Here is a 15,665-nt window from a genome sequence, read left to right as displayed (position 1 = left end):
GGGATTCCGCTGTGCGCAAGGCTACTCCGCGCCGACCGCGAGCTTGCGGGCGCTGCGCGCCTCCTCCAGCTGCATGCAGCGCTCGAGGAACAGGTACATATAGTCGTAGCTCTTGCAGATCGCGTCGCGCAGTTGCCGGCGCAGCTCGGCGCTGGGATTGGTGCCGGCCAGGGTGCAGATGATCTCCAGCGCCTCCCAGGGGTGGGCATCGTCGTACTGGGCGTGGAGCTTGAGCCACTTCATGGCGCGCTTGCGGCCTTCCTTGGGGAAGGCGTTTTCGTAGACGCCGTTCGAACAGACCAGCGCCGACCACTCGCCGGTGACGCCTTCGATGGCGTAGTTGGTGGCGGCCATGGCCACCGCCAGTGAGTCGCTGGCGCAGGTGTGCCAGCACCAGTGGCTGAGCGCGTGCAGTTCGGCCGGCACGTCTTGCGCCTGGATCTCGGCCAGGCTCACGCCGTGGGCCTCGGCCCAGTGCAGCCAGTAGTCGGCGTGGTTGAGTTCGACCCGAATGTTGCGCATCAGCCAGCGGCGCGCCATGTCTTCGCCGGGATGGCGGGCGAAACGGGTCTTCAGCAGGTTCTGCGACATGTACAAGGGGAACTGCTCGACCACCGGCCAGCCGCCGATCAGGTACAGGCGCATCAGCGCCGGGCTCAGCTCGGCGTCGCGCATGCGCCGGTACAGCTCGTGACCGGAAACCCGGTCCTTGCTCGCCTGGCAGTCGACGATCAGTTGCTGCGCCCACTGCGGATAGCTTCCCGCCTCCTGCAAGGGGCCCGTACGGTCAAAGAACTCGCTCACACCCGTCTCCCTTCTCTTCTTGTCGGCAACGGCCTCATAGCAGCGAAACTACTCTTTCTTCGCCCCGCGGTCACCTACCGGAGGTTCTGTCCCAGGCTCGGCCACAGGCCCTGGGCATCCACTCCAGCCCCCGGAGGCTGGCGACTGAACGGCAGGGGCGCGCCGATGGCCAGGCCCTGGGCATAGTCGATGCCGATCTCGCGCAGCGCTTCCATGACTTCGACGGTCTCGACGAACTCCGCGATGGTACGTTTGCCCATCACGTGGCCGATATGGTTGATCACCTGGACCATGGCGCGATCGATGGGATCCTCGAGCATGTCCTTGACGAAGCTGCCATCGATCTTCAGGTAATCCACCGGCAGGTGCTTGAGGTAGATGAAGGACGACATGCCGGCGCAGAAATCGTCCAGGGAGAAACGACAACCGGTGTCCTTGAGCTCGTTGATGAAGCGGATGGCGCTGGCCAGGTTGGCAACCGCCACGGTTTCGGTGACCTCGAAGCAGATCGTCTGCGGCGGAATGCGGTAACGGGCGAACAGCTCGGTGAGGAACTGCAGGAACGACTCGTCGCCGATGGTCGCGCCGGAGAGATTGATGGCGCAGGTGCCGATCGGCTCGGCGCGAGGGTCCTGGGCGCGCTCGACAAGGGTGCGGAAGGCATTCTCCACCACCCAGCGATCGATCAGCGTCATCAGGCCGTAGCGCTCGGCGGCGGGTATGAAGCTCAGCGGCGGCACCAGGCGCCCGCCCTCGTCGCGCAGGCGCAGCAGCAGTTCGACGTGCAAGCCCTCCTCCGCACCTTCGCCCAGCGGCACGATGGGCTGGGCATAGAGACTGAAGCGGTCTTCCTCCAGCGCCAGGTGGATGCGCTGGACCCAGGTCATCTCGCCGAAGCGCATCGATAGTTCGACGTCGTCCTGATGGAACACCTGGACCCGGTTGCGGCCCTTTTCCTTGGCCATGTAGCAGGCCATATCGGCGGAGCGCAGCGCCTCCTCGAGGGTCGAGATACCCGGCAGCAGGTGCACCAGGCCAACGCTGACGGTGCAGTTGAACGGCTGCCCGCTCCAGGTGAAGTGCAGGTCCTGGATGGTCTTGCGCAGATGGTCGGCGATCTCCACGGCTTTTTCCGCCGGACAGTTCTCCAGCAGGATGCCGAACTCGTCGCCGCCCAGCCGCGCCAGCGTGTCGCCCTCGCGCAAGCCTTGTTGCAGCAGGGTACAGACCTGGCGCAGCAGTTCGTCGCCGGCGGCGTGGCCGCAGGTGTCGTTGACCAGCTTGAACTGGTCCAGGTCGAGGAACATCAGGGCGTGCCGCCCGCTGTTGCGCTCCAGGCGTTCCAGCGCTATCTGCAGGCGATACTCGAACTCGCGGCGGTTGGTCAGCCCGGTCAACGCATCGTGGGTCGCCTGCCAGGACAGGCGCGCCATGTACTGGCGCTCGCGGGTCATGTCGTGAAGCACCAGGACCACCCCGGTGATCTCGGCGCCACGGTGGATCGGCGCGCCCACCAGGGTCACCGGCACGCTGCTGCCGTCGTGACGCAGAACCAGCTTGGAATGCTCGCGACCGCCGTCGATCTCGCCGCTGAGGATCTGCTCGATCAGCAGCATGCCCTCCTCCCGCGAGCTTTCGTCGACGATCCGGAACAGCGACGCCAGGGGCAGGCCGCGGGCCTTGTCCAGCGTCCAGTTGGTCATCTGCTCGGCGGCCGGGTTGAGGTAGGAAATGCCCCCCTGGGTGTCGGCGGTGATCACTCCGTCGCCGATCGAGGCCAGGGTGATCTGGGCCCGTTCGCGCTCGGCATCGAGGGCGTTCTCCACTTCCTGGCGCTGCATCAGTTGCTGCCGGGTCCGCAGGAACGCCAGGAGGATGAGCACGCTGGCGGTGGTCAGGTTGGCCACCAGCAGCAGCCTGAGCAAGGCCCGCGAGCCCTCGCCAAGGGCGTCGCTGAAGGCCTTGGCCGCCGGCGTGACCTTCTCGTTGATCGCGTGGATCTCGGTCTTCCACTGTTGCACCTGCTCGGCGCTGGCCTGCCCGGCGCCGATGCCCGCGCGCATCTTGCCGGCGACATCGATCAGTTCCATGACGTACTTGTCGCCCACCAGCCACAGCTCGATGGCGCGCTCGAAGTAACTGAAGTCGTGGAAGTTGCGGTACAGCCAGATGATCGCGGTAACGTCGTCGGCATGGTTGCCGCCCTTGAGGATGCCCTGGCGGGCCGCCTCGATGTCCGGGTCGGGCTGGTCCAGGGCAAGGCGCATCTCGCGGTCGCCGAGGGGGATCGCGATGGCCTCCTCGTAGCGGCGGAAGTCTTCGTCGGCGCGTGAGTCGGCATAGAGGGTGAGGTAGTAGATGGCATCCTTCTGGCCCTTCGACCAGAGGCTTTCGCCGCCGACATAGCTGCGCACCGCGGAGAGGACGTAGAGACTGCCGCCCGCCAGCATGGCCTGCAGCAGCACCACGACGATGAAGGGCCATACCAGGCCGAGCAGGCGGGGCTTGTCGAGAGTCCGGTTCTGCCTCATTCCATCTACCATTCAAACTGGCGCTAAGCGATCGGGCGCCGTCTCCGTCGCCCCTGACTGCATCACCTGTCGGCCGCTCAAGATCCCGTCGCAGAACTCCCGAGGCCTTGCCTGCCGGCAGCCACGACGCTGGAGGAGGCGGACACCTGGCAAACAGTAGGAGTCTAGTGGCTGTTTGCCGAACCTGCCCTGCACCTGGCGGAACAGACAGCGTTTTTTATTGCCGCAACCAATAAAAACCGGATGTCTTATATGGAATATACGAGAAAAACCGCCAGGCGACAGCCTGGCGCCTCACATCTGTTGCAGATGTCCGTAGAGCCGGGCGTAGAGGCCGCCTTCGGCGATCAGTTGCTGGTGATCGCCGTCTTCGGCGATATGCCCGCCATCGAAGACCAGGACCCGGTCGGCCTGCTTCACCGCCGACAGCCGATGGGCCACGATCAATGTGGTGCGGCCTTCGAGGAAGTCCCCGAGCGCCTGGTGCAGGGCGTACTCGGTAGCGGCGTCGAGGGCCGAGGTGGCCTCGTCGAGGATCACCACCTTGGGCTCGGCGAGGATCATCCGGGCGATCGCCAGGCGCTGCCGCTGACCGCCCGACAGGCGCACCCCGGAACGCCCGACCACGGTGTCCAGCCCCTGCGGCAGGCGCCGCACGCCGTCGGCCAACTGGGCGATCTCCAAAGCCCGCCAGCAGGCCTGGTCACTGCGTTCGCGGCCCATGGTCAGGTTGGCCCGCACGCTGTCGTTGAACAGCGCCGGATGCTGGAGGACCACCGCGACATGTTCGCGCACGCAGTCCAGGCCGATTTCCTCCAGGGGCACCCCGCCGTAGCGGATGCTGCCGCGCTGCGCACTGTAGAGGCCGAGCAGCAGTTGCACCAGCGTGCTCTTGCCGCCGCCGCTGGCGCCGACCAGGGCAACCTTCTCGCCGGCGCCGATGTTCAGGTCCAACTGCTCCAGGACCTTGTCCTCGCCGTAGGCGAAATCCAGCCCGCGCACCTCGATGCCAACGGTCGTGCGGCCGGCGAACGGATCGCGCAGCGGCGGGTAGCGCGGCTCGTCGGCCCGCGCCAGCAACTCGTTGATCCGCTGCAACGCGCCGCCAGCGGCGTAGTAGGCGTATTGCAGGCCGAGCAGCTGTTCGACCGGACCGATCATGAACCAGAGGTAGCTGAACACCGCGAGCATCTGGCCGATCGACAGGTCCGAGAGCAGCACGGTGAGCATCGCCGCGGCGCGGAACACGTCGATGCCGAACTGGAACAGCAGGCCGCTGGCGCGCCCGGCGGCGTCGCTCTTCCATTGCGAGGCCACGGCGTAGTCGCGGACCTCCTGGGCGCGGTGGCCGAGGCGGCCGAGGAAATAGCCCTGGCGATTGCCGGCGCGGACTTCCTGGATCGCCTCGAGGGTCTCGGTGAGCGCCTGGGTGAAGCGCGCGGTGCTGTCGTTCTCGAGCTTCTTGAGATGTTTGACGCGCTTGCCCAGCTGCACCGTGGACCAGATCACCAGCGGGTTGAACAGCAGGATCAGCAAGGCCAGCTGCCAGTGCATCCAGACCAGGATCGCGGCGGTGCCGAGCAGCGTCAGCAAGGCGACCAGGAAGCGGCTGAGGGTTTCCCCGACGAACTTGTCCAGGGTATCCAGGTCGGTGACCAGGTGGGCGCTGATCGACCCGCCGCCGAGGGTTTCGTATTCGCCCAGGGCGATATGCCGGAGGCGCTCGATCAGACGCAGGCGGATGCGGTAGACGATGTCCTTGGACAGCCGCGCGAACAGCTTCGCCTGGAGCACGTTGAACACCAGCGCCGCCCCCCGCAACAGAAGGGTCGCCGCCAGCATCAGGCCGATGTAGCCGAACGCCACCTGCCAGTCGGCGGGCAACAGGCGGTCCATGAAACGCAGCGCGCCGTCACCCTTGCCGAGCAGCACTTCGTCCACCAGCAGCGGCAGCAGCAAGGGAATCGGCACGGTGCAGAGGGTGGCCAGCACCGCCACCAGGTTGGCGAACAACAGGGCTTTCTTGTGGCGCAGTGCGAGTCGACGAATCTCCGCCCAGCTCAGGCGGTCTCCGCGCTCACTCATGCCGGCCCCGTTCCAGCCAGCGGCCGAGCAAAGGTGAAAGTTCGGCAAGCGGCTGGTAGCCGTTGGTGAGCAACGCCAGTTGGCCGTTGCGTTCGGCCAGCAGGGTCGGGAACCCGGCGATGCCGAGGTCCTGGACCCAGGCGAAATCGGCGGCGGTGGCGTCACGCGCCTCGCCGCTGTCGAAGGCCGCGGCGAACTCGATGCGCGGAAGCCCCACCGCTTCCGCCAGGCCGGCGAGCACCGCCGCCTGGGTGACATCGCGACCCTCGGCGTAGAACGCCCGCTGGATCGCCCTTACCAGCGGCCAGGCGCTTTCCTCGTCGAGGCTGCGCGCCGCCACCAGGGCCCGGCAGGCCGGCTCGGTGTCATAGACGAAGCCTTCGGGCAACGCGTCGTCGAAGCGGAACGGCTGGCCGGTGGTCTGCTGCACGGTCTGCCAGTGGCCGAGGATGTAGCCGCGGGTATTCGGGTCGAGCGCCGCGCCGTGGCCGGCGCGCAGGCCACCGGCTACCAGGTGGAAAGCGACGCCGTCGGCGGCCGCCTGCCGGGACAGCGCCTCGGCGACCGGGGCGAAGCCCCAGCACCAGGAGCACATGGGGTCCATCACGTACAGCAGGCGGGCCTTGGCCAAGGTTCAGTTCTCCAGCGTGGACTGGCGCGGATCGCGACCGAGCGGGTGCGGCTGGTTGCGCTGCCGCGCCAGTTCGATCTGTTTCTGCCGCTCGCGGGCGCCGGCGCGGGTCTTCTCGCTCAGCGAGTCCCAGCAGTGCGGACAGCTGATGCCGGGCACGTAGTGCTCGGACTGGCGGTCCTCCAGCGAAACCGGGTTGCGGCAGGCGTGGCACTGATCGTACTCGCCCTCGCTAAGATCGTGGCGCACGGTCACGCGGTTGTCGAATACGAAGCAGTCGCCGCGCCACAGGCTCTGTTCCTGCGGCACCTCTTCGAGGTACTTGAGGATGCCGCCCTTGAGATGGAAGACCTCCTCGAAACCGGCGCCGAGCATGTAGCTGGAAGCCTTCTCGCAGCGGATGCCGCCGGTGCAGAACATCGCCACCTTCTTGTGCCGCGCCGGGTCGTAGTGGGCCTTGATGTACTCGGGGAACTCGCGGAACGACCTGGTCTTCGGATCGACCGCGCCCTCGAAGGTGCCGATCGCCACCTCGTAGTCGTTGCGGGTATCGATCAGCAGGACTTCCGGATCGCTGATCAGGGCATTCCAGTCCTTCGCCTCGACATACTGGCCGACCTGCTTGTTCGGATCGACGCCAGGCACGCCGAGGGTGACGATTTCCTTCTTCAGCTTGACCTTGGTGCGGTAGAACGGCTGTTCGTCGCAGTAGGATTCCTTGTGCTCGATATCGGCCAGCCGGGGATCGCTGCGCAGCCAGGCGAACAGCGCATCGATGCCTTCGCGGCTACCGGAGACGGTGCCGTTGATGCCTTCCTCGGCCAGCAGCAAGGTGCCTTTCACACCGTTGTCGAGCAGGGTTTGCAGCAGGGGTTCACGCAGCGCCACGTAATCGTCGAGAGTCACGAACTTGTACAGCGCCGCCACGACGATGGATGTCATGGGGATATAGCCTCCAGGTGGTCGCCCGCGTAAAGGGCGGACCGGAACGAAAAGCGCCAGCCGCTGGCGCCATGGAAACGACAACGCCGGCGGAAGGCCGGCGCTGGGTGCGTAGTCTAGCGCAGCAGGGGCAGGCTCTGCACCCCGCCGCGACGGACGCCGTCTCAGGGTATGTCGTGCTTGCTCCCGCCGCGGCAGGTCGGCGAGGCCGGCACCGCAGCCTGGCTCCACTCCTCAGGGGTGAAGGTATGCAGCGCCAGGGCGTGGAACTCGCCCATCAACCCACCGAGGGTGGCATATACCTTCTGGTGCCGCTTCACCGCGTTCAATCCGGCGAACTGCGGGCTGACCAGCACCACCTTGAAGTGGGTCTCCAGCCCGCGGCTGTGCATGTGGCTCTCGTCGAGCACCTCGACGTGTTGCGGATCGAGGGGCTGCAGGGCGGTCTGGATACGGTCACGCATGCTCATCGCGAATCACGACTCACTTTTTCTTCTGGGCCGGCGCGGCGACGCCGAGTTCCTTGTCCATGTCGGCCATCAGCTTGTTCACCGGCTCGACGGCGCCTTGCAGCTTGGCCTGGGTCAGTTGGGCGGATTCGGCGGTCAGGCGCGGCATCTTCTCCAGCACCTTCTTGCCCAGCGGCGACTGGTAGAAGGCATTCAGGTCCTTCAGCTCGGACTCGGTGAAGTTGGTGGTGTAAAGCTTGATCAGCTCGGGCTTGATCTTGTCCCAGCCGATGGCGCGGTCCAGCTCGGCATTGGCCTTGGCCTGGTAACGCTCGAGAACCGCCTTCTTGCTCTCCGGCGCCTTGGCCTGGGCGAAGCGCTGGGCCAGCATCTGCTGCACCTGGGCATAGACCGGGACCGTCAGCTTGTCGGCATGGACCAGCTTGAGGAATTGCTCGGCCTGGCTGGCGGAATCGGCCATGGCCATGGAGCTGAGGCTGAGCAGCACGGCGCTGCCGATGAGGCGAAGACGGGTCATGGAAAATCCTTGAGGTTGGGTAGATGTGTCCGTGGGACCCGACATTCTGCGCCTAAGTTCGAAATCCGCTCAAGCGCGGCGCCGAATATCGGGAGAATCCTATCCGGCGCCCGCCCGCTCCATGCCGTCTACTATCAGTTCTGTAGTGGGTACTTGCCGCCTTCCTTCCGCAGCCGGCATGCTTGCGTCAGCCTGTCACATGGATGTGTTAGATGAACGGAACCGCCGCCGATACCCTCGCCGTATCGCCCCCGCCCCTGCGCAACCTCTGCGACAGCCACGGCCGGCTCGATCCCCGGGCGGTCGGCTGGTCCGCCCGGCCGCGGGTGCTCTGCCACATCCCCGGCCACTTCGGCCGGCGCAAGCGCTGGAACCACTGGTGCATCGTCAGCCCCGGCTGGATGCTCTCGCTGACCATCGCCGACCTCGACTACCTGACCTACGGCGCCGCCTATTTCCTCGACCTGGACAGCGGCCAGGCGGTAGCGCACACGCAGATCCGCTTCTTCGGCCTCGGCTGCCAGTTGCCCGACGAGCCGCAGGCCAGCCATGCCTTCGAGCATCCCCGCCTGCAATTGCGCTTCGACGAACAGCCCGGGCGCCTGCGCGTCACCGGCCAGGCCCCGGACCTCGGTGGCCTGCCGCTGGAGCTGGCGCTGGAAGTGCGACGACCGTCGCACCTGGAGTCGGTGAACCTGGTGGTGCCGATGGGCGAACACACCTTCCATGCCTGCAGCCGCCAGCTCGGCCTGCCGATCAGCGGCTGCCTGCAGCTCGGCCGCCGACGCTACGACTGCCAGGCGGGCCAGAGCTTCGCCGCGCTGGACTTCGGCCGCGGCGTCTGGCCGCTGCATACCTACTGGACCCGCGCCGCCTTCGCCGCCCCCGGCGGCATCGCCGGCAACTTCGGCACCGGCTGGACCGAAGCCAGCGACCTGCGCGAGAACGCCCTGTGGTTCGGCGGCAAGCTCAGCCGCGTGCTCGACGACGTGCACATCCGCGAGCCTCGCGACCCGCTGGCCGAATGGCGCCTGGACAGCGCCTGCGGTCGCGTCGAGCTGCTCTTCCGTCCCGAACAGCTGCACCAGGCGCGGCCCAGCGTCGGCCTGTTCTATGCCAATACCCGCCAGTGGTTCGGCCGTTTCAACGGCACCCTGCGCCACGACGACGGCGACTGCGTGCCGGTGGACGGCGCCCTCGGCTGGATCGGTTCGACCCGCGCGCGCTGGTGAGGCCGGCGGCGGGCAATCTATTTCCGACCCGCAGCGCGGCGAAAAATGCCCACGAGGAAGCGACGGCAGCGGAACCCAAGGCGGGAGCGAAGGCCTAAACTGCCGGATACGCACCCTGGAGAACACTCATGAGCCGGACCGAAACCGATAGCCTGGGCACCATCGAGGTGCCCGACGACGCCTACTGGGGCGCCCAGACCCAGCGTTCGCTGGAGAACTTCGCCATCGGCGGCCAGCGCATGCCGCTCGCCGTGATCCACGCCCTGGCGCTGATCAAGAAAGCCGCCGCGCGGGTCAACGACCACCTCGGCGAACTGCCGCCGGAAGTCGCCCGGCTGATCGAACAGGCCGCCGACGAAGTCCTCGCAGGCCGCCACGACGAACACTTCCCGCTGGTGGTCTGGCAGACCGGCAGCGGCACCCAGACCAACATGAACGTCAACGAGGTGATCGCTGGCCGCGCCAACGAACTGGCCGGCAATCCGCGTGGCGGCAAGTCGCCGGTGCATCCCAACGACCACGTCAACCGCGCGCAGAGTTCCAACGACAGCTTCCCCACCGCCATGCACATCGCCGCCGCCAAGGCCGTGCACGAACAATTGCTGCCGGCCATCGCCGAGCTTTCCGGCGGTCTCGCCGAACAGTCGGCGCGGCACGCCAGCCTGGTCAAGACCGGGCGCACCCACCTGATGGACGCCACGCCGATCACCTTCGGCCAGGAACTCTCGGCCTTCGTCGCCCAGCTCGACTACGCCGAGCGCGCCATCCGCGCGGCGCTGCCGGCGGTCTACCAGTTGGCCCAGGGCGGCACCGCGGTGGGCACCGGGCTCAACGCGCCGAAGGGCTTCGCCGACGCCATCGCCGCGGAAATCGCCGCCGAATCGGGCCTGCCCTTCGTCGCCGCGCCGAACAAGTTCGCCGCCCTGGCCGGCCACGAGCCGCTGGTCATCCTCTCCGGCGCCCTGAAGAGCCTGGCGGTGGCCCTGACGAAGATCGCCAACGACCTGCGCCTGCTCGGTTCCGGCCCACGCGCCGGCTTCGCCGAGGTGAAGCTGCCGGCCAACGAGCCGGGCAGCTCGATCATGCCCGGCAAGGTCAACCCGACCCAGTGCGAGGCGCTGTCGATGCTGGCCTGCCAGGTCATGGGCAACGACAGCACGATTTCCTTCGCCGCCAGCCAGGGCCATCTGCAACTCAACGTGTTCAAGCCGGTGATCGTCTACAACCTGCTGGAGTCCATCCGCCTGCTCGCCGACGGCTGCCGCAACTTCAACAAGCATTGCGTCGCCGGCCTGGAGCCGGACGCCCAGCGCATGGCCGACCTGCTGGAGCGCGGCCTGATGCTGGTCACCGCGCTGAACCCGCACATCGGCTACGACAAGGCTGCCGAAATCGCCAAGAAGGCCTACGCCGAAGGCACCACCCTGCGCGCCGCGGCGCTGCAGCTGGGCTACCTGGACGAAGCGCAGTTCGACGAATGGGTACGGCCGGAGCAGATGCTGGAGGCCGGCCACCATGGTTGAAACCGCCAAGACCGGCGCCACCCCGCTGGAAGGCGACGGCAAGCGCATCCTGCTGATCGTCGGCTCGCCCAAGCGCAAGAGCTTCTGCCACCTGCTCGCCGAATGCTACGCCCAGGGCGCGCGCAGCAAGGATCACGTGGTGCGCGAACTGAAGCTGGGCGAGCTGGCCTTCGACCCGATCCTCCACGAAGGCTACGAACAGAGCCAGGTGCTCGAACCCGACCTGCTGGAAGCGCAGCGGCAGATCCACTGGGCCGAGCACCTGGTGTTCGTCTACCCGGTCTGGTGGGGCGGCCTGCCGGCGTTGCTGCAGGGCTTCTTCGACCGCGTCCTGCAGCCGGGCTTCGCCTTCCGCTACCGCGGCACCCAGGACAAGGACTGGGAGCAACTGCTGGGCGGGCGCAGCGCCGACCTGCTGGTCTGCCACGACCAGCCGCTGTCGCGGCTGCGCTTCCTCAAGGGCCCGCCGGCGCACCGGCAGATGGTGCGCAGCGTGCTCGGCGCCTGTGGCATCGCCACCCGCCGCCTGGAAGAGTTCGCGCCGATGCGCAGTTCCAGCGAGGAACAGCGCCAGGGCTGGCTGCGTCGCGCCGAACAGCTCGGCAGCCAGGTCTAGTTCCCTTCCCGCCCGGCTGCGGCCGGGCGCGGACACTGATCGTTCTGACAGGTCCGCCACCTTCCCGCCGGCTTCCCTTCCCCGCCCCCATGGCGGCCCTTTGCCTGCCTCTACCGGCTCACAGTGCGGGTGCCGACCGCTTTGCATTCCGCGACATCCATCAGGAATGGGTAGCGAATCTGACCGGCCCGTCACATTTGGTAGGGACCTCAAACCGGCACCGAGGGCTAGGATCAGCCCGCTTCGAAATGAATCCGGTTCTGGAAAAAAGGACTTGTCATGAAACACTACTCAGCCACCCTGGCACTCCTGCCACTCACCCTCGCCCTGTTCCTGCCCCAGGCAGCCCATGCCCACGGCTCGATGGAAACGCCGCCCAGTCGGGTCTACGGCTGCTTCCTCGAAGGTCCGGAGAATCCCAAGTCGGCCGCCTGCAAGGCCGCCGTCGCCGCCGGCGGCACCCAGGCGCTGTACGACTGGAATGGCGTCAACCAGGGCAACGCCAACGGCAACCACCAGGCGGTGGTCCCCGACGGCCAGCTCTGCGGCGCCGGCAAGGCACTGTTCAAGGGCCTGAACCTGGCTCGCAGCGACTGGCCCAGCACTGCCATCGCGCCGGACGCCAGCGGCAACTTCCAGTTCGTCTACAAGGCCAGCGCGCCGCACGCGACCCGCTACTTCGACTTCTACATCACCAAGGACGGCTACAACCCCGAGAAGCCGCTGGCCTGGAGCGACCTGGAACCCGCGCCGTTCTGCTCGATCACCAGCGTCAAGCTGGAGAACGGCACCTACCGGATGAACTGCCCGCTGCCCCAGGGCAAGACCGGCAAGCATGTGATCTATAACGTCTGGCAGCGCTCGGACAGCCCGGAAGCCTTCTACGCCTGCATCGACGTGAGCTTCAGCGGCGCCGTCGCCAACCCCTGGCAAGCGCTGGGCAACCTGCGCGCGCAGCAGGACCTGCCAGCCGGTGCTACCGTCACCCTGCGTCTGTTCGATGCCCAGGGCCGCGACGCCCAGCGTCACAGCCTGACCCTGGCCCAGGGCGCCAACGGTGCCAAGCAATGGCCGCTGGCGCTGGCGCAGAAGGTCAACCAGGACTCCACCCTGGTCAACATCGGCGTGCTGGATGCCTACGGGGCGGTCAGCCCGGTGGCCAGCTCGCAGGACAACCAGGTCTACGTGCGCCAGGCCGGCTACCGCTTCCAGGTCGACATCGAACTGCCGGTCGAGGGCGGCGGCGAGCAACCGGGCGGCGACGGCAAGGTCGACTTCGACTATCCGCAAGGCCTGCAGCAATACGACGCCGGGACCGTAGTGCGCGGTGCCGATGGCAAGCGCTACCAGTGCAAGCCCTACCCGAACTCCGGCTGGTGCAAGGGCTGGGACCTCTACTACGCCCCGGGCAAGGGCATGGCCTGGCAGGACGCCTGGACCCTGCTGTAACGCCCTCGACTGCCGCCCGCTCCGGGCGGCAGTCGTTTTCGCCGCCAGGCACCCGCCGCGAGACGGCGAATCCGCGCAACGGTACAGTCCCCCGGCGAAACCCTGGCTACGTGTGCCTGTTCAATCTGCCGTGCGCTCCCTAGGCTGGTCCGACCACCAGCACGGGGAAACCACGCATGCCTTTTTCTCTCGCCGCCCTCCAACAGGCCGCCGCCATCGTCCACCAGAGCCTGCCGCCGACGCCGCAGATACGCTGGCCGCTGCTATGCGAGGCACTGGGTTGCGAAGTGTGGATGAAGCACGAGAACCACCTGCCGGTGGGGGCCTTCAAACTGCGCGGCGGCCTGGTGTATTTCCACCACCTGGCGCACCAGGGCGAGCGGCCGGCCGCCGTGATCAGCGCGACCCGCGGCAACCACGGCCAGTCGGTGGCCTTCTCGGCGAGCCGCTACGGCATCCAGCCGATCATCGTCGTCCCGCACGGCAACAGCCGCGAGAAGAACGCGGCGATGCGCAGCCTTGGCGCGGAGCTGATCGAGCACGGCGAGGACTTCCAGGCCTCCCGCGAATACGCCGCCGAGCGCGCCCGGCGCGAAGGCCTGCACCTGATTCCGGCGTTCCATCCCTGGCTGGTGGCCGGGGTCGCCAGCTACAGCCTGGAGTTGTTCGCCGCGCTGGCCGACCTTGACGAAGTCTACGTGCCGATCGGTATGGGTTCGGGCATCTGCGGCCTGATCGCCGCGCGCGACGCGCTGGGCCTGAAGACCCGCATCGTCGGCGTGGTGTCCGCCCATGCGCCGGCCTACGCCCTGTCGTTCGAGGCCGGCACGGCGATCAGCCACCCGGTCGACACCCGCCTGGCCGACGGCATGGCGTGCAGTACGCCGGACCCGAGCGCGCTGGAAATGATCCTGGCCGGCGCCGATCGCCTGGTGCGGGTCAGCGACAGGGAGATCGGCGCGGCCATGCGCCTGTGCTTCACCAGCACCCACAACGTCGCCGAGGGCGCCGGGGTGGCGGCGCTGGCCGCCGCCTGGCAGGAGCGCGAGCGCCTGAAGGGGCTGAAGGTAGGCCTGATCCTCAGCGGAGCGAACGTCGACCGCGAGGTATTCGCCGAGCAACTGGCCGCCGGCGACTGAGCCGGCGCCGCTAGGCCAGCCCCGCGAGGAGCAGCAGCCACCAGGCGAGCACCAGCAACTGCACGAAGAAGCCGGCAAAACGCAGCCAGACGAACAGCGCGGAGGTGCTGACCAGGTGCATCAGCGACTGGAACAGCCGGGCGCCGAGCACCAGTGGCGCCAACGGGTCGGTCAGGCTGCTCTGCCCGCTGGCGATCGCGTAGAGCAGCGCGCCGGCCAGCAGCGGCAGGTTCTCCACGCAGTTGGCATGGACTCGCACCAGCCGCTGGCCGAAACCGCCAGGCGTGTTGCTGCCATCGGCGGCGAAGGCGTTCACCGCCATCCGCCCGCCGAGTACCAGCAGGCCGCGCTGGCTGACCAGCAGGAAGACCAGCAACAGGGTCCAGGCGATCAGGCCGAGCAGGCAGATCGCGCTAGGGCTGAGAAACATGGATGACGCTCCTTCTATTGTGTTGTCGTGGGAAGGATGAAGCGTCTGGATTCTAGGCCGGCTAGAGCAATTGCTCTATTCGCAGTCCGCCGTCCTTAAGTCGTGTTCTGCCGGCACGCCGCTCGGCCCCGATGTACGCCGTCGGCGGATGCGTAACCGGACGACCCACTGCCCGCGCAAAGAAAAGCCCCGCCGAAGCGGGGCCTTCCTTGCACGCAGCACTCAGGGCTGTCTTCTCATCAGAGCGAATCGAGATAGCGCTCCACATCCAGCGCGGCCATGCAGCCGGCGCCGGCCGAGGTGATCGCCTGGCGGTAGACGTGGTCGGCCACGTCGCCGGCGGCGAACACACCCGGTACGTTGGTCGCGGTGGCGTTGCCTTCGCGCCCGCCGTTGACCACCAGGTAGCCGTCCTTCAGGGCCAGTTGCCCTTCGAACAGCGAGGTATTGGGAGTATGGCCGATGGCGACGAACATGCCATCCACGGCGATCTCCTCGCTGCCACCATCGCGGGTCTTCAGGCGCACGCCGGTGACGCCCATCGTGTCGCCAAGCACCTCATCGACCTCGGCGTTGAGCTTGAGCACTATCTTGCCTTCGGCGACCCGCGCCTGCAGCTTGTCCTGGAGAATCTTCTCGGCGCGGAAGGTTTCGCGACGATGCACCAGGGTCACCCGGCTGGCGATGTTGGCCAGGTACAGGGCCTCTTCGACAGCGGTATTGCCGCCGCCGATCACCGCCACTTCGCGGTTGCGGTAGAAGAAACCGTCGCAGGTGGCGCAGGCCGACACGCCCTTGCCCATGAACGCCTGCTCCGACGGCAACCCCAGGTAGCGCGCGCTGGCACCGGTGGCGACGATCAGTGCGTCGCAGGTGTAGGTGCCATTGTCGCCGCGCAGGGTGAACGGCTTGCCGGCCAGGTCCACGGCATGAATGTGGTCGAAGACGATCTCGGTCTCGAAGCGCTCGGCGTGCTCCTGCATCCGCTGCATCAGTGCCGGGCCGGTCAGGCCGTGGGGATCGCCCGGCCAGTTGTCGACCTCGGTGGTGGTGGTCAACTGGCCGCCGGCCTGCATGCCGGTGATCAGCAGCGGCTTGAGGTTGGCGCGCGCGGCGTAGACAGCCGCGCTGTAACCGGCGGGACCGGAACCGAGGATGATCACTCGGGCGTGGCGGAGGGTATCGGGCATCTCGTCGGACTCCTGCCGACATCAGCGTCGGCGCGAATAAAAACGGGGCCACCAAAGCACATGGGGAAGGCTTGGAAGGAGCGGTCGCCCCGGGAAAAGGTCGGCC

General features: G+C 67.3%; 14 protein-coding genes. 5 read left to right on the top strand and 9 right to left on the bottom strand.

Annotation, left to right across the window (positions count from 1 at the left end; genetic code table 11):
- Positions 1-21 precede the first annotated feature (21 nt).
- The 7 genes from HMPREF1224_RS35005 to HMPREF1224_RS34975 form a co-directional block, all read right to left on the bottom strand.
- Complete coding sequence (locus tag HMPREF1224_RS35005; protein ID WP_003106577.1) at positions 22-804, bottom strand: iron-containing redox enzyme family protein; 783 nt, start codon at positions 802-804, stop codon at positions 22-24.
- A gap of 74 nt (positions 805-878) precedes the next feature.
- Complete coding sequence (locus HMPREF1224_RS35000) at positions 879-3,335, bottom strand: EAL domain-containing protein (protein WP_003145639.1); 2,457 nt, start codon at positions 3,333-3,335, stop codon at positions 879-881.
- Positions 3,336-3,629: 294 nt separating this feature from the next.
- Entirely contained in the window at positions 3,630-5,420 is a 1,791-nt protein-coding gene (locus HMPREF1224_RS34995) for an ABC transporter ATP-binding protein (RefSeq protein ID WP_003085865.1), read from the bottom strand.
- On the bottom strand, positions 5,413-6,015 hold the full coding sequence (locus HMPREF1224_RS34990; protein WP_003145641.1) for a DsbA family protein: 603 nt from the start codon (positions 6,013-6,015) through the stop codon (positions 5,413-5,415). The genes HMPREF1224_RS34995 and HMPREF1224_RS34990 overlap by 8 nt, the downstream gene beginning before the upstream one ends.
- Positions 6,016-6,054: 39 nt before the next feature.
- Positions 6,055-6,993: an oxygen-dependent tRNA uridine(34) hydroxylase TrhO gene (locus HMPREF1224_RS34985; RefSeq protein ID WP_003085861.1), complete on the bottom strand. Its 939-nt coding sequence runs from the start codon at positions 6,991-6,993 to the stop codon at positions 6,055-6,057.
- Positions 6,994-7,157: 164 nt separating this feature from the next.
- Positions 7,158-7,463, bottom strand: coding sequence for a BolA family protein (locus HMPREF1224_RS34980; RefSeq protein WP_003114234.1), 306 nt, complete (start codon positions 7,461-7,463; stop codon positions 7,158-7,160).
- A gap of 13 nt (positions 7,464-7,476) precedes the next feature.
- The gene (locus HMPREF1224_RS34975; RefSeq protein WP_003120754.1) at positions 7,477-8,025 is read right to left on the bottom strand and encodes a DUF2059 domain-containing protein; all 549 of its coding nucleotides are present in this window, start codon (positions 8,023-8,025) and stop codon (positions 7,477-7,479) included.
- 167 nt (positions 8,026-8,192) lie between these two features.
- Between HMPREF1224_RS34975 and HMPREF1224_RS34970 the strand changes: the two genes are divergently transcribed.
- The 5 genes from HMPREF1224_RS34970 (at position 8,193) to HMPREF1224_RS34950 (ending at position 13,939) form a co-directional block, all read left to right on the top strand.
- Complete coding sequence (locus HMPREF1224_RS34970) at positions 8,193-9,212, top strand: DUF2804 domain-containing protein (RefSeq protein ID WP_003109416.1); 1,020 nt, start codon at positions 8,193-8,195, stop codon at positions 9,210-9,212.
- A 128-nt stretch (positions 9,213-9,340) separates the two neighbouring features.
- Positions 9,341-10,735 (top strand): class II fumarate hydratase, encoded by a 1,395-nt coding sequence (locus tag HMPREF1224_RS34965; protein WP_010793876.1) that lies wholly within the window; start codon positions 9,341-9,343, stop codon positions 10,733-10,735.
- The gene (locus HMPREF1224_RS34960) at positions 10,728-11,351 is read left to right on the top strand and encodes an NAD(P)H-dependent oxidoreductase (protein ID WP_003114232.1); all 624 of its coding nucleotides are present in this window, start codon (positions 10,728-10,730) and stop codon (positions 11,349-11,351) included. The genes HMPREF1224_RS34965 and HMPREF1224_RS34960 overlap by 8 nt, the downstream gene beginning before the upstream one ends.
- Before the next feature lie 279 nt (positions 11,352-11,630).
- Positions 11,631-12,800: a chitin-binding protein CbpD gene (cbpD, locus tag HMPREF1224_RS34955; RefSeq protein WP_003114231.1), complete on the top strand. Its 1,170-nt coding sequence runs from the start codon at positions 11,631-11,633 to the stop codon at positions 12,798-12,800.
- A 176-nt stretch (positions 12,801-12,976) separates the two neighbouring features.
- Positions 12,977-13,939 (top strand): threonine dehydratase, encoded by a 963-nt coding sequence (locus HMPREF1224_RS34950; protein WP_003114230.1) that lies wholly within the window; start codon positions 12,977-12,979, stop codon positions 13,937-13,939.
- Between the two features lie 10 nt (positions 13,940-13,949).
- On the opposite strand, the gene HMPREF1224_RS34945 is transcribed toward HMPREF1224_RS34950, so the two are convergent.
- Positions 13,950-14,369: an MAPEG family protein gene (locus HMPREF1224_RS34945; RefSeq protein ID WP_003085846.1), complete on the bottom strand. Its 420-nt coding sequence runs from the start codon at positions 14,367-14,369 to the stop codon at positions 13,950-13,952.
- Positions 14,370-14,608: 239 nt separating this feature from the next.
- Positions 14,609-15,559, bottom strand: coding sequence for a thioredoxin-disulfide reductase (trxB, locus tag HMPREF1224_RS34940; protein ID WP_003114229.1), 951 nt, complete (start codon positions 15,557-15,559; stop codon positions 14,609-14,611).
- Between the last annotated feature and the right edge of the window lie 106 nt (positions 15,560-15,665).

Origin of the sequence: Pseudomonas sp. P179 (assembly GCF_000478485.2) — a bacterium.
GTDB lineage: Bacteria > Pseudomonadota > Gammaproteobacteria > Pseudomonadales > Pseudomonadaceae > Pseudomonas > Pseudomonas aeruginosa.
The sequence above is the reverse complement of the archived record's forward strand: the minus strand, read 5'-3'. Positions and strand labels throughout refer to the sequence as shown.